At 40.0% G+C, this 12,642-nt stretch carries 17 protein-coding genes; 5 read left to right on the forward strand and 12 right to left on the reverse strand.

Annotated features, from left to right (window positions below; translation table 11 throughout):
- Positions 1-58: 58 nt before the first annotated feature.
- From FTU66_RS11035 to FTU66_RS11050, 4 genes are all read right to left on the reverse strand, one after another.
- Entirely contained in the window at positions 59-802 is a 744-nt protein-coding gene (locus FTU66_RS11035; RefSeq protein WP_004973576.1) for an SDR family oxidoreductase, read from the reverse strand.
- 10 nt (positions 803-812) lie between these two features.
- On the reverse strand, positions 813-1,511 hold the full coding sequence (locus FTU66_RS11040; protein WP_004973573.1) for a histidine phosphatase family protein: 699 nt from the start codon (positions 1,509-1,511) through the stop codon (positions 813-815).
- Positions 1,508-2,629 (reverse strand): phosphotransferase family protein, encoded by a 1,122-nt coding sequence (locus FTU66_RS11045; RefSeq protein ID WP_180112806.1) that lies wholly within the window; start codon positions 2,627-2,629, stop codon positions 1,508-1,510. The genes FTU66_RS11040 and FTU66_RS11045 overlap by 4 nt, the downstream gene beginning before the upstream one ends.
- Before the next feature lie 130 nt (positions 2,630-2,759).
- Positions 2,760-4,001, reverse strand: a complete 1,242-nt coding sequence (locus FTU66_RS11050) for an acyl-CoA dehydrogenase family protein (protein ID WP_004973568.1) — start codon at positions 3,999-4,001, stop codon at positions 2,760-2,762.
- 93 nt (positions 4,002-4,094) lie between these two features.
- On the opposite strand from FTU66_RS11050, the gene FTU66_RS11055 reads away from it, so the two are divergent.
- On the forward strand, positions 4,095-5,012 hold the full coding sequence (locus FTU66_RS11055; RefSeq protein ID WP_104851971.1) for a LysR family transcriptional regulator: 918 nt from the start codon (positions 4,095-4,097) through the stop codon (positions 5,010-5,012).
- 104 nt (positions 5,013-5,116) lie between these two features.
- Here FTU66_RS11055 and FTU66_RS11060 read toward each other — a convergent pair whose 3' ends face one another.
- The 5 genes from FTU66_RS11060 to FTU66_RS11080 all read right to left on the reverse strand — a co-directional run bounded on the left by FTU66_RS11060 (position 5,117) and on the right by FTU66_RS11080 (position 9,263).
- Entirely contained in the window at positions 5,117-5,608 is a 492-nt protein-coding gene (locus FTU66_RS11060; RefSeq protein WP_004973565.1) for a hypothetical protein, read from the reverse strand.
- Between the two features lie 375 nt (positions 5,609-5,983).
- Positions 5,984-6,367 (reverse strand): type II toxin-antitoxin system HicB family antitoxin, encoded by a 384-nt coding sequence (locus tag FTU66_RS11065; protein WP_004973564.1) that lies wholly within the window; start codon positions 6,365-6,367, stop codon positions 5,984-5,986.
- 2 nt (positions 6,368-6,369) lie between these two features.
- Entirely contained in the window at positions 6,370-6,558 is a 189-nt protein-coding gene (locus tag FTU66_RS11070; RefSeq protein ID WP_004973562.1) for a type II toxin-antitoxin system HicA family toxin, read from the reverse strand.
- 132 nt (positions 6,559-6,690) lie between these two features.
- Positions 6,691-8,085, reverse strand: coding sequence for a class II fumarate hydratase (fumC, locus tag FTU66_RS11075; protein WP_179995488.1), 1,395 nt, complete (start codon positions 8,083-8,085; stop codon positions 6,691-6,693).
- Between the two features lie 173 nt (positions 8,086-8,258).
- A complete protein-coding gene (locus FTU66_RS11080) occupies positions 8,259-9,263 on the reverse strand; it encodes an SDR family NAD(P)-dependent oxidoreductase (protein ID WP_180112807.1) in 1,005 nt (334 codons plus the stop codon).
- A gap of 61 nt (positions 9,264-9,324) precedes the next feature.
- Between FTU66_RS11080 and tusD the strand changes: the two genes are divergently transcribed.
- From tusD to FTU66_RS11100, 4 genes are all read left to right on the forward strand, one after another.
- Complete coding sequence (gene tusD / locus FTU66_RS11085; RefSeq protein ID WP_154320742.1) at positions 9,325-9,693, forward strand: sulfurtransferase complex subunit TusD; 369 nt, start codon at positions 9,325-9,327, stop codon at positions 9,691-9,693.
- A gap of 43 nt (positions 9,694-9,736) precedes the next feature.
- A complete protein-coding gene (locus tag FTU66_RS11090) occupies positions 9,737-10,087 on the forward strand; it encodes a hypothetical protein (RefSeq protein WP_004973555.1) in 351 nt (116 codons plus the stop codon).
- A gap of 65 nt (positions 10,088-10,152) precedes the next feature.
- A complete protein-coding gene (locus FTU66_RS11095) occupies positions 10,153-10,437 on the forward strand; it encodes a DsrH/TusB family sulfur metabolism protein (RefSeq protein ID WP_180005946.1) in 285 nt (94 codons plus the stop codon).
- A gap of 58 nt (positions 10,438-10,495) precedes the next feature.
- Positions 10,496-10,807, forward strand: a complete 312-nt coding sequence (locus tag FTU66_RS11100; protein ID WP_180005947.1) for a TusE/DsrC/DsvC family sulfur relay protein — start codon at positions 10,496-10,498, stop codon at positions 10,805-10,807.
- 31 nt (positions 10,808-10,838) lie between these two features.
- On the opposite strand, the gene FTU66_RS11105 is transcribed toward FTU66_RS11100, so the two are convergent.
- The 3 genes from FTU66_RS11105 to FTU66_RS11115 form a co-directional block, all read right to left on the reverse strand.
- On the reverse strand, positions 10,839-11,327 hold the full coding sequence (locus tag FTU66_RS11105; protein WP_004973550.1) for a helix-turn-helix domain-containing protein: 489 nt from the start codon (positions 11,325-11,327) through the stop codon (positions 10,839-10,841).
- A gap of 198 nt (positions 11,328-11,525) precedes the next feature.
- Entirely contained in the window at positions 11,526-11,984 is a 459-nt protein-coding gene (locus FTU66_RS11110) for a hypothetical protein (RefSeq protein ID WP_179997487.1), read from the reverse strand.
- Entirely contained in the window at positions 11,974-12,351 is a 378-nt protein-coding gene (locus FTU66_RS11115; RefSeq protein WP_096902818.1) for a hypothetical protein, read from the reverse strand. Before FTU66_RS11115 ends, FTU66_RS11110 begins: the two co-directional genes overlap by 11 nt.
- Positions 12,352-12,642: the final 291 nt, after the last annotated feature.

Genomic DNA, 12,642 nt, shown 5'->3' on the forward strand with positions numbered 1-12,642 from the left:
ATTCATCATCAGCTTTAAATTTCAGGATGCTATTCAAATACTATGATATCGCTGCTATTTAGCCGAGTTTATTGACCAATTTTAATGGTAAAACTTTCATAGCTAAGCCCAATGGCAACCATGGCCATTTAGGTACATAGGCTTTAATTGGCGCTTTTTCAATTTCTGCAGCAAGTAAGCGTGAACCTGTTTTTTCATCAACTTCAAAAGGCAGTTTTTTTGCACCTTCGTTGATTTCGGTACGAATATAACCAGGGAAAATAGTCGTAACTTGAATAGGTGTATCAATTAATTCTGCACGAATTCCTTCTGCTAAATGTGCTACTGCAGCTTTACTTGCACCGTAAGCAGTAAGATGTTTTGGCATACCACGAATGGCACTCATAGATGAAATCATCACCAAATGCCCTGAGTTTTGCTCACGGAAAATTTCAACCGCGGCTTCACACTGCGCCAAAGCTGAAATAAAGTTGGTTTCTACTGTGGCTTTGTTGATGGCAAAATTACCTTTACCAATGCGACGTCCTTCGCCCACGCCTGCATTGACAATAATGCGGTCAATTTGTCCAAAATCTTGTTTAAATTCACGAAACACCTGAAACACCTGATCATAATTGGTGACATCCAGCGTTTTTGCAATAACACGAATACCAAACTGGCTTTCCAGTTCTTGTTTCAGCGTTTCCAAACGCTCTAAACGTCGGGCGCAAATTGCAAGGTTATAACCCATTTGAGCAAATTCACGTGCCATACCCGCACCAATACCTGAACTTGCACCTGTAATTAGAATTGTTTTTGTCATGGTTTGATCCTTAAATCCAAGTCAATAAATTTGAGTTTTCAGCTTTAATAAAATGATGTTCATTCAAGCTTAACAGTTGTGGTTCACTGCCGACCAAACGTAAAGTGGTGATACTTGAGTTAGTAATTGCCCAGTTCAATGCAAAGGTTTTATTGGGCGTTAAGCCTAAAATTTTACCTGCAGCTACAGAAATCACACCACCAGAAGTAAATACCACAGCATATCGTGGTTGTTTTTGGGCTAAGTCATCACATAAATGCTGCAATGCATCTTCGACACGCTGTTTAAAATGCGGCCAAGATTCTTCATATTCATGGTGATATTCACCGCCCGTCCAGCGTTCTATCGCACCTTCAAAAATTTTTGCCAAATATGCACGAGGATTGACCTCTTTGGCGACATCTTCTTTCATCAATTCAGGTTGATTAAAACGCGGTTCATACTGCGCGAAAACCTGTTGATGATTAAACTCGTTCCATGCACTGTCGGTATGAATTTCGACCTCAGGAAAACATTCTGCCAAAGCCAGTTGTGCAGTTTGCTGATGGCGCTGCATTGAACCAGCCACCACATAGGGTGCTTCTTTTAAAATGCGATCAAAATAACGTCCGAGCAATTTGGCTTGTAACTCACCATTAGGCGAAAGTTGATCATAACTTTCTGCCCCAAAAGATGCTTGCCCATGACGAATTAAATAAATGGTGGTCATTTCGGCATCAATTCCTTAAATTTGGCGATATATTTTTGTGCTAGTTCATTTGCTTCCAGTTTTTGTAAACCAATTAACTTTAAGGCACGAATATGCAAAGCATGAATGACAATCCAGAAATCCTTAAATGCAGGATTATTGGTTTGCTTGTGGAAATAACGATAATAAATTTGCTGGGCGATCACCGCTAAACGGAAAATTCCAAACACTTCATAGAATGTCCAGTTATCGGTGCTCAAGCCTGTTTTTTGCAAATAATAGTCCACCACTTGCTGACGTGTGAACATGCCTTTTAAGTGCGTTGGTTGACGACGGGTGGCTTTAAAAATTTGATTATCGGTATCTTCAACCCAATATGCCAAAGCCGAGCCTAAATCCATGAGTGGATCGCCCAGTGTTGCCATTTCCCAGTCCAAAACGCCAATCACTTGAGTCGGATGTTTCAGGTCTAAAATCACATTATCAAAACGCCAGTCGTTATGAATAATGCAGGTTTTTGAATCTGCAGGAATATGGTCTAACAACCATTTACGCACATATTTAAAAGATGGCACGTTGATGGTATGTGCTTTGGCATAGCGTGCATCCCAACCTTCTACCTGACGTCGGCAATAACCATCACCTTTCCCTAATTTTTCTAGCTCAGTTCCTGCATAAGGTACTTGATGCAGCTCAATCAGTTTATCAATGACATTTACACAAAGTTCATGTACTTGAGTTTCGCTAAAATCAAGCTCTGGTGGCAATTTTGCACGTGGGATAATGCCTTCAATACGTTGCATCACGTAAAAATCGCAGCCAATTACAGCTTCATCCTGACACAACGCCACCATTTCAGGTAACACAGGATAAAACGGAGCTAAATTCTTTTGCACATGATATTCACGCGCCATGTCATGTGCAGATTTAGCTTTAGTACCTTTGGGCGGACGACGCAAAATTAAATCAGCATTGCTGTACTTAAGGCGATATGTCCAGTTCGATGCACCGCCTGAATATTGTGTGACTTCTACAGGTTCTACGACATCGACATTTTGTTGTTTTAACCATGCTGTCACTGCCTGAATATCGAGTTCTTCGCCTTCGCGTACTGTGCCGCCTACATCAATAACTGACATTATTTTTCCCTAATTTTCCAATTTTTTTAATCTAACATAGATTTTCTGTGTTCTCTTGAGATGTTTCGGCAATATCAGAAATATTGCCGAATACACTACCAAGCGACACAATAAAAAATTCGCAACTGACTTATTTTTTGCGGCTGCTACGATAACCACGTTTAGCCAACTCAAGTTTGGCAATCATGCCTTTGTGTACTTCGTCTGGTCCATCGGCAAGACGTAAACTACGCGCTTGGGCAAAGAAACCTGTCAACGGTGTATCTCTAGATACGCCTGCACCACCATGAATCTGCATCGCCATATCAACTACTTTTTCCAAGACACTTGGTGCAACCACTTTAATGGCAGAAATTTCGGTAAGTGCTGCCATATTGCCTAAAGTATCCATTTTATAGGCTGCATAGAGAGTTAATAAACGTGCTTGGTCAATCGCCACACGTGCTTCCGCTACACGCTCCAAATTGCCACCGAGTTTCAGAATTTCCTTGCCAAATGCGGTACGACTCATGCCACGGTCAATCATCAACTCCAAAGATTTTTCGGCTGCACCAATACAACGCATACAATGGTGAATACGCCCCGGACCTAAACGACCTTGTGCAATTTCAAAACCTTGTCCTGCACCGCCAATAAAGTTGGCAACAGGCACACGCACGTTATCAAAACTGACTTCGCCATGACCGTGTGGCGCGTCGTAATCACCAAATACAGGTAACATGCGTTGAATTTTAACGCCCGCAGTATCCACAGGGACTAAAACCATAGAGTGTTGATGATGACGGTCTTTGGTTTCATCGGGTGTATGCGCCATAAAAATAATAATTTTGGCATTTGGATCGCCCAAACCTGAAGACCACCATTTACGACCATTCAAGACAATTTCATCGCCGTCTACGACTGCTGTTGCCTGCATATTGGTCGCATCACTTGAAGCCACTGCAGGTTCAGTCATACAAAACACAGAACGAATTTTACCTTCAAGCAGCGGTGTCAGCCATTCTGCCTTTTGTGCTTCAGAACCATAGCGCCATAAAACTTCCATGTTGCCGCTGTCGGGTGCATTACAGTTAAATACGGTTGGCGCAATCAAACTGCGTCCACTCAACTCTGCAATGTGTGCATATTCTTGTACCGACAAACCTTGTCCTAATTCTGGACAAGGTAAAAACATATTCCATAAACCTGCAGCTTTGGCTTTGGCTTTTAATTGTTCTAATTGTGCTGGCCATTGCCATTTAGTCCAGTCACCACCCTGATTTAATTCGTGAACTTCTGCCCAGAATTCAGCTTCAATCGGCTCAATTTCTTTGGCAATAAAGGCTTTGGTACGTTCTATATAGTCTTTGGCGCGTGCAGATAGCTCAAACATGGTTCAAATCCCTTAAAATATTGTATTCATTGCTTTACAACACCTTAACTTGAAAAGTAATATGAACAAAATGATTTAATTCAATAAAACACTATGAATCATGTTCATAACAATGCAAAAGTTGATCTTACCGTTTTTCATCGTTTAGACATCAATTTATACCCGATGTTTGTTGCAATTTATGAGCAGCGCAGTATTTCCAAAGCTGCACAAATTTTGTGTATTAGCCAATCTGCCGCCAGTCATGCTTTGCAGCGTTTAAGACAACATTTACAAGATGATTTACTGGTGCGAAGTGGCAATAAAATGCTGCCTACGCCTTTTGCCGAGCAAATTTATCCGACTATTAAAAATGCCTTGTTGGCGATTCAAAGTATTGCAATACAGAAACAGCAATTTGAGCCGAATATGTTGCAATCGCTCAAAATTGCTATCCATGATGAAATTGAACCGATTATTTTTCCTAAATTGGTGGCACATTTTCAAAAGTTGAACTTGGATATTCAATTTCTGAGCCACAAATTAGACCGCAAAACGGTTTTGGCAGATTTAGCAACACAACAAATTGATTTTGTAATTGATTTAGAACAAAACTTTGGCGATAAAATTCAGTTTCAATCCTTAGTTCAAGACCAATTTGTGGTCTGTAGTTCACAACAAGAAATGAATACTGCACTTTATTTATCTTCTGCACATATTGGGGTTTCATCACGGCGTACAGGTATGTTGCTAGAAGATATTTATTTGCATCAAAAGCAATTATCACGGCAGGTTTTTTTACGTTGTCAGCACTATTCTACGGCGTTACAGATTTTACAGCAGCATCCTCAAGCCATACTAACTATTCCTAAAATGATTTTAAAGCATTTGAATATGAGCCAAAAATTGAATATTTTTGATGTGCCTGTAGACTTGCCTGTAATTAATATGGGGATGTATTGGCATAAAGATTTACAGGAAAATTCAAGGCATTATTTCTTAAGAGAGGAAATTTCTAAAATCTTTGCTTAGGCTATTTTGAATTAATCTTGAATTTGCAAGTGGTTGCTAATCGTCTTGTATGATTCTATAAAAAATAAAAGCCGCCGAGACAGCTTTTTAATATGGGTTTGTTCTTAAAACTTCGCTTCCAATACTTTTGTAGATACTTTGCCTTTCCATAAATCACGCAAAATTGGCAAATAGAACTTTTCACCTACTTCTACCAATTCAGCATCAATTAAGGCATGTGTTTCATGCATAAATAAGTAATCTAGCTCCACAGTTTGTAATTGTTGTTGTGCTTTGGCGAAATCTTTACGTTTTTGTTGGGCTTGTTTCACTAACTGATCTGCAAATGTCTTGCCCTTGAACTGACTGAGCGCATTTAAACGTAATTCAATCACGCCCCACCCACTGAGCAGCAATTTAAATAACTCTAAATCTGCAGTGGTTGATTCCCACGTCATTTCTTCCAGATTTTCATTTTCAGGCAATACAGGTAGTAAAAGCTCCATTACACTTGGAAAAATCTTTTTAAAATTCAAGATAAATTTAACAGGCTGCTCACCCGGGTAATCTTTAAATTGCACGTGTTGCTGAACATCTGTTAAATAAATTGAGAGCATTGAAAATTTCCGTAGTTAAGATATTGAGTTGCTTATATAAAAATTAAATTTTGCAAAATAAATGCAAAACTTTAGCAAAACAGTATTTTGAAGTATTGCGTATTCTAGCAATTATGGCAGCTTAATCAATGTAAGTTGAATAAGGAACGGACATAAAAGAAAGCTTCTAAAAGTGGTTAATGCGACTAAATGACGGGTTTTGAACTATTACATTTAGATAGCACCTTGTAGCAGCCTATTCTGCCGTTATGCAAATTATGTCTTTACACCAACACATAAATTTAAAATCGTATTAGGATGAATTACCCCTCTACATTCAAATTAGGTGCAATAGAAAACCCAGCATTTAGGCTGGGTTTAGTATATTTTACTTGATTAATGCAACGCCATTTCCGCGCTTTTAGCTAAGAATGCCGAACGGCTTAAATGTTGTTTTTTTGCAACAGCATCAATACGTTTCACTAAAGCTTCTGGCATGCTGATATTAATACGAATAGACTTTGTATTTACTTTTGTTGTATCAATATCAACTAACAACCAAAACCCCCCCTCAAATCGCTCATCACCTAACCATTGCTCTGGGCTTGATGGTTCTGGTAACGGAATATCTTCACCATCAAAGTGAACTTCAACCGCTTCCTGTGCCATGCGCTGAATATCTTGCATCTCATCTGCTGCGCTAAAGCATCCATCAAAGTCAGGAAAGGTTAAACCGTATGCGCTATCTTCATCTTTGTGAACATATACTGGATATAACATTTTTACCTCCACTCCCAACCAGCCTGTTTATATATATTGCGTAGAGTTCCTATTGGCATATCTTTACGTGGATGTGGTACCACAACATGCCCAGGCTTTTCAGGATGCTTATACTTTTCATGGTCGCCTTTACCACCCACTTTGTACCAGCCTTCCTGCTCAAGACGCTTAATAATGTCTTTGCTGTTCATTGTGTAATTATACACAACATAATTTTAATAAGGAAGGATGCCCAAAATTTTCCCTGATTTTCATAAACAAAGTCTGTGTCTACCTCGCATCATGTGCAGACAAACACAGACCTTGAATTTGTTTAAAACTGATTACTTGGTATTCGGTGCAATCATTTGTTCAGGACGTACCACTTCATCAAACTGCTCTGCTGTGACCAAATTCAGCTCTACTGCAACTTGCTTTAAGGTTTTATTTTCCTTATAAGCTGTTTTAGCCACCTTCGCTGCATTCTCATAACCAATTACAGGATTCAAAGCGGTCACTAACATGAGTGAATCATGCAAAAAGTGATCTATTTTTTCACGGTTTGCTTGAATGCCAACGGCACAATGCTCATTAAAGCTATTGCAGGCATCACCCAAGAGTTGAATAGATTGCAATAAGTTATATGCGATCACTGGCATAAATACATTCAGCTCAAAATTGCCCGATGCACCTGCCACGTTAATCGTGGTGTCATTGCCCAATACCTGTGCAACTACCATGGTCATCGCTTCGCTTTGTGTTGGATTAACCTTACCCGGCATAATACTTGAACCAGGTTCATTTTCTGGAATACGCAACTCACCAAAACCACAACGCGGGCCACTGGCTAACCAGCGAATATCATTGGCAATTTTATTTAAACTCACCGCCAAAGTTTTTAATGCACCCGAAGCAAATACTGCAGCATCACGCCCTGCCAAAGCCTCAAACTTATTTGGTGCAGTCACAAAAGCTAAGCCTGTAAGCTGTGCCAATTGCTCCGCTGCCTGTACCGCATAATCAGGATGTGCATTTAAGCCTGTACCGACTGCTGTACCACCAAGCGGCAACTCATACAAGCCTGTTAAAGCCTGTTCCAAACGCTTTAAACTATGATCTAATTGAGATACATAGCCACTAAATTCCTGCCCTAAAGTTAATGGCGTTGCATCTTGTAAATGTGTACGTCCAATTTTGACAATTTCAGAAAATTCTTCACTTTTGGCATGCAACGTATCACGCAAACCCTTTACTGCAGGAATGAGCAGTTCATTAATTTGCAAACTCGCTGCCACATGAATTGCAGTTGGAAAAGAATCATTGGTCGATTGGGCGCGGTTGACATGATCATTCGGATGTACAGGCTTTTGTGCACCTAAAGGATTCCCCAGTTTTTGATTGGCGATATTGGCAATCACTTCATTACAGTTCATGTTACTTTGCGTACCCGAACCTGTTTGCCACACCACCAAAGGAAATTGACTGTCCCACTGCCCTGCAATGACTTCATCTGCTGCACCGACAATGTACTGCGCCAACTCTTGAGGGATTTGCCCTAAGTTTGCATTGGTTATTGCCGCAGCTTTTTTAACCAAACCCATAGCGCGAATCATGGCGCGTGGTAAACGCTCATTGCCGATTTTAAAATTTTGTAAGCTGCGCTGAGTTTGTGCGCCCCAAAGCGCGTCATTCGGAACTTCAACCTCACCCATGGTGTCATGTTCAATACGTGTTTGCATGTTCAGCCTCATTCCTTCGTGATTTCAATGATGTCATGTGCTCTTATCTCGATCTTATAAAAAACAGACAGCCTAGTAAATGATAATTATTATCAATAATTCCGTTGCATTGTATCTGTTTCAGCTATGAGGCTTCGTGAATCGCATCTCAACGAATTTTATAGCGCTTACTTTTAATGCTTAAGCGTATTTTGATAAAAACACCATTCATCCTCTAGCATTTTTTCCAGACTACGTTTTGGCTGCCAGTGTAAATATTGTTGTGCCTTATCTACGACTGCACCTAACTGATCTAACTCAGGATATTCATAATGAATTGCAGGAACTGTAGCAATTTCAGTGTCAGTGACTTCACTAATACGTGCAAGTAATTGTTGAATTGAAACCACTTCTCCCGCAATATTAAAAGCTTCACAGCTATGCGTTTGCTCAAATAACCAATGCAGGCTTGCAATCACAGCATCACAGGCATCGAGTACGTGCACAAAGCTACGTTCTACAGTTTGATCTGCAGTATTAGCTTGCTGACGTAATTCAATCGCTTCACGCTGCTGTACTGCGACTTGCATCGCCAAAGGAATAATATTTTTAGGTAACGGAGCAACGACTTCACCTAAAATGCCGTGTTCAAATGCACCTGCTATATTACTCAAGCGCAAAATAGCAATATTCCATTCATTATCGGTTCTAAAAGTATCTTGGATGATTTCTTCAACCATCTGCTGAGATTTCACATACGGATTGGCATAGGTGTAATTAAAACTCTGGCTTTCTTCCAGATTCAATCCTGACTTGCCATAGACCGCTATACTTGAAAGATGCACTAAACGACGCACACCTGTACGTTGCATGGAACGCAATAAACTCATAATACAACTGACGTTATCGTTATAATATTCCAGTGGTTTAAGCACCGATTCTTCTAAAGATTTAAACCCTGCACAATGCACCACCGCAATAATCGAATATTGTTCAAAAACTTTGTTCAGCGCAGGCGTATTTCTTACATCCAGTTTGGCAAAAGGCACATAACGCCCTGCAATATATTCAAGTCGCTCTAAAGTCTGCATACTTGCATTGGATAAATTATCTACAATAATGACCTCTTGCCCTTGAGCCATTAGGCTTAATGCAATGTGTGAGCCTATAAAGCCTAAACCACCAGTCACTAAAATCATTTATACTACCTTTTTTTATAAAGTCTGAATGCGCCTTGGCACATTGCATTAGTGAATTTTGATGAGCACCTTATTACTAATAACCTCCGCACCAACCTCTATTCATGCATGGCATGCACTCGGTCTTGCTCAAGCCTTACAACAGAAAAATGAGGCTTTTCGTGTGTTTTTTTATCAAGATGGCGTTGCTGTAGCGAATGAGTTGCAATGGGTACCCGATGATCAACGCAACCTCAAAACAGAATGGCAAAAATTGTCTATTCGTTTACCCGTATGTGTAAGTGCCGCACTGGCACGTGGTATTAGCGATGCAGACAATGCCAAACGCCATCAACTGAGCCAACACAATTTAGCCGCAGGCTTTGAATTGGTTGGCTTGGGCGAACTGGCCGATGCAGTGCAAAGCACAGAACGCCTGATTCAATTTTAAGCGATTCATTTTGTAAATCTGTTGCATTTAAAAGGTAAATTGTGTGAAAACTGTACTCGTGGTTTTACGTCAGGCCAATTTAAACAGCTTACAAGTGCATGAAAGCTTGTCTGCAACAATGGTACTGGCAACTTTTGGTTGTGAAGTCAAAGTATTATTACAAGATGCGGCATTAAGCCTATTACAGTCAGAACTGGCTTTTGATTCACTAAAACATGCCTTTAAAGTGGCATCCAACTTGGTTGATAGCTTTGAGTTTTATGACCTCAGCCCAATTTTGATTGAAAATAAACATGCTAACTCGCCGTTTATCAAAAATACGGTACATGAGATTGAATGGGTGGAACTGAATCGGGAGCTGATTCAAACCTTTGATCGAGTTTTATATTGGTAGGCTGATCGGTGGTTTAACAATCTGATTGATCATTTGACCATATCTAAACATCTAAAGAGAAAAACATGTCTGACGCAAATTTATATTTAATCCAAGCGAGCTTTGATAGCACCGCAACAATTTTAGCAGAGCTAAATGCCCTGTACGCTCCGCAAGATAGCGTTGTACTTATGGGTGATGCGGTATTGCACCAGCAACATCCACTCTGCGCCCAGCTAGACAAAATATATGTACTGGAAAATGATGCAGAAATATTGAATGGTCATTTGGCAAAAAACGTACAGCCGATTGATTATGCAGCTTTTGCAGCGCTGTGTTTAGCACATCAGCGCTGTATCAGCTTTAAATAACAAGCCGTAATGATATGAAGCCAATGCAAAGTATTTTTAAGGGTGAATGAAACAAGAGATGGCACTAGAATTAGATCAAGATGGGCATTTACTGGATTACACTGTCTGGAATGAGCAAGTGGCGCAAGAACTGGCACAAAGTTTAGAGCTTGAACTCACAGCTTGGCATTTTGAAGTTTTGCATGCTGTACGCCAATTTTATCAGCAATTTGGACACTCACCTGCAACTCGTCCTTTAATCAAATTTTTAATGAAAACTGTAAGTCAAGAGATTAACAATGCTGTTTTGCAGGAAAAATTTAATACAGGTTTGGTGGCACGGCATTTAAGTCGTTTAGCGGGTATTCCCAAACCAGCCAACTGCTTATAGACAAACTGTTGCTGATTAATACAGCACTGATTTAGGCTTGTTTTAAATTCTGCTGTGCTTGGATGTACTGATAATACACTGGGGTAAAATGTGGTTTTACTTGCTTGGCATGCAGTTCTTCACCACATTCCGAACATACCACGACAGGTTGAAACGTCTTAGCACAATTTTTATGGATGTATTCCACAGGCTTACCTAAACCTTGATCCATCCATTTATCTGCCCAATTTGCCATAGACAGCATTAAGGGATAAAGCTCCAAGCCCTTCTCTGTCAATTTATATTCAAAACGTTCTTGGCGCTCTACATAAGGCACTTTGACTAAAATTTCATGTTCCACCAAACGCTTTAAACGATCTGACAATACATGCCGCGTTACGCCCAAATGTTGTTGAAAATCATCAAAGCGACGCATGCCCATAAAGGCATTACGAATAATCAGCATCGTCCAACGGTCACCAATCACCGACAAGGTTCGTGCAATCGAACAAGGCTGCTCACCAATTTCATCCCATTTCATCTATGTCGCCTATCCCTCAGTTCACTACCTGCAAGTTAAAAGATTCTACAGTCTTTGCAAAGTTAGTTTTGCATGAAAATTGATAAAAAATGAAGTATGACTTCACAATCTGCTTAAAAGGAATCCCCAGTTTTTGGGGTTTTATACGCCTGCATCTTCAATCTTTAAATTTGCTATTCACTTATAAGGCAGATCACACTATTTAGATGTAGCTCCTGCACAAAAAACTTGTTCAGTCATACCTGAAGCCGTGAAACTGTTGTGCTGCTGTTCTAAATAACGCTTTGCCACCATTAACATCACAGGTGCAGGATACAAGTTTGGATTGTACTCGGAAATTTCAGCAATATTTTTATAGGCGTGATAGCGTGCACAAAATGCCTGTTTTTGTTGTTCTGCCGTTGCTTGGCTCGTAGGATCATCCAATATTTTTTTGCTGTCATTCACAATTTGCGTGTATTGATTTAACAAATCTTGATATTGTGTTTGGGTCAACCCATTGGCTGTATGTGGAATTGTAATAGGTGTAGATGATGCTTCAAGTGCCAACTGCTGCGCTTGAATACCTTGTGCCATTACGCTCAGACTTTGCAGTCCAAGCATAATGCTCACCGATATTTTTGCCATGTTCGACATGCGCATAGGCTTAAGACTCATCGCCTTCTTTCCAGACATCTTCATAGTCATCAGCATCAATCATAAAGCGGTAGCCTTGTTCTAAAGCCAAGTATGGAAGCACATCGGGCAAAATATCTTGTAGCTCGCGTACAGGCATGGTTTCAAAGTTCACTTCATCTTCACCCAATTCACCGCCATAAATGTACCACGCGACTTTTTCTTCACCTTCTGGCGCTTTACGCAAGCCCACAATTGGGTCTTTATTTAAGGTCTGGACTGCAACTGCGACAACATCATCGCCACTCACTGCAATATAGGCTGAACCAAATTCTTCACAGAGCAGTTTTTGTTCTTCTATCAATTCTGCCAAGGCTGAGTTTTTTTGCTTTTGCTGTGGTTTAGACATGACAATTCTCTAAGATAAGCTGTGAGTATTCTAACGAGATTGTACAGATAGAAAATCTTTATTTTTATCCACTGGAGCGAATAACCTCGTGGTTCAGCACGAGGATATAAGCGATTGGAGTAAACCATATAAACGACACGAAATGTCGTTTTAAATACTTGTAATATAGTCACTATTAAGAAAAATACTGTTAAAATAATTGGATGAAGACACTCAAATTACGCATAAAAGACAAACATTGCAAGGTGCTAAATCAGTTAGCATCCGAAGTAAATTTTGTCTGGAATTATG

Origin of the sequence: Acinetobacter sp. YH12131 (genome assembly GCF_013418635.1) — a bacterium.
Lineage (GTDB): Bacteria > Pseudomonadota > Gammaproteobacteria > Pseudomonadales > Moraxellaceae > Acinetobacter > Acinetobacter towneri.

Bases quoted from the DNA above. Each gene is read 5' to 3' on its own strand.
- FTU66_RS11035 (WP_004973576.1), bottom strand. From the start codon at position 802: ATGACAAAAACAATTCTAATTACAGGTGCAAGTTCAGGTATTGGTGCG.
- FTU66_RS11040 (WP_004973573.1), bottom strand. From the start codon at position 1,511: ATGACCACCATTTATTTAATTCGTCATGGGCAAGCATCTTTTGGGGCA.
- FTU66_RS11045 (WP_180112806.1), bottom strand. From the start codon at position 2,629: ATGTCAGTTATTGATGTAGGCGGCACAGTACGCGAAGGCGAAGAACTC.
- FTU66_RS11050 (WP_004973568.1), bottom strand. From the start codon at position 4,001: ATGTTTGAGCTATCTGCACGCGCCAAAGACTATATAGAACGTACCAAA.
- FTU66_RS11055 (WP_104851971.1), top strand. From the start codon at position 4,095: ATGAATCATGTTCATAACAATGCAAAAGTTGATCTTACCGTTTTTCAT.
- FTU66_RS11060 (WP_004973565.1), bottom strand. From the start codon at position 5,608: ATGCTCTCAATTTATTTAACAGATGTTCAGCAACACGTGCAATTTAAA.
- FTU66_RS11065 (WP_004973564.1), bottom strand. From the start codon at position 6,367: ATGTTATATCCAGTATATGTTCACAAAGATGAAGATAGCGCATACGGT.
- FTU66_RS11070 (WP_004973562.1), bottom strand. From the start codon at position 6,558: ATGAACAGCAAAGACATTATTAAGCGTCTTGAGCAGGAAGGCTGGTAC.
- fumC (WP_179995488.1), bottom strand. From the start codon at position 8,085: ATGCAAACACGTATTGAACATGACACCATGGGTGAGGTTGAAGTTCCG.
- FTU66_RS11080 (WP_180112807.1), bottom strand. From the start codon at position 9,263: ATGATTTTAGTGACTGGTGGTTTAGGCTTTATAGGCTCACACATTGCA.
- tusD (WP_154320742.1), top strand. From the start codon at position 9,325: ATGAGCACCTTATTACTAATAACCTCCGCACCAACCTCTATTCATGCA.
- FTU66_RS11095 (WP_180005946.1), top strand. From the start codon at position 10,153: ATGTCTGACGCAAATTTATATTTAATCCAAGCGAGCTTTGATAGCACC.
- FTU66_RS11100 (WP_180005947.1), top strand. From the start codon at position 10,496: ATGGCACTAGAATTAGATCAAGATGGGCATTTACTGGATTACACTGTC.
- FTU66_RS11105 (WP_004973550.1), bottom strand. From the start codon at position 11,327: ATGAAATGGGATGAAATTGGTGAGCAGCCTTGTTCGATTGCACGAACC.
- FTU66_RS11110 (WP_179997487.1), bottom strand. From the start codon at position 11,984: ATGAGTCTTAAGCCTATGCGCATGTCGAACATGGCAAAAATATCGGTG.
- FTU66_RS11115 (WP_096902818.1), bottom strand. From the start codon at position 12,351: ATGTCTAAACCACAGCAAAAGCAAAAAAACTCAGCCTTGGCAGAATTG.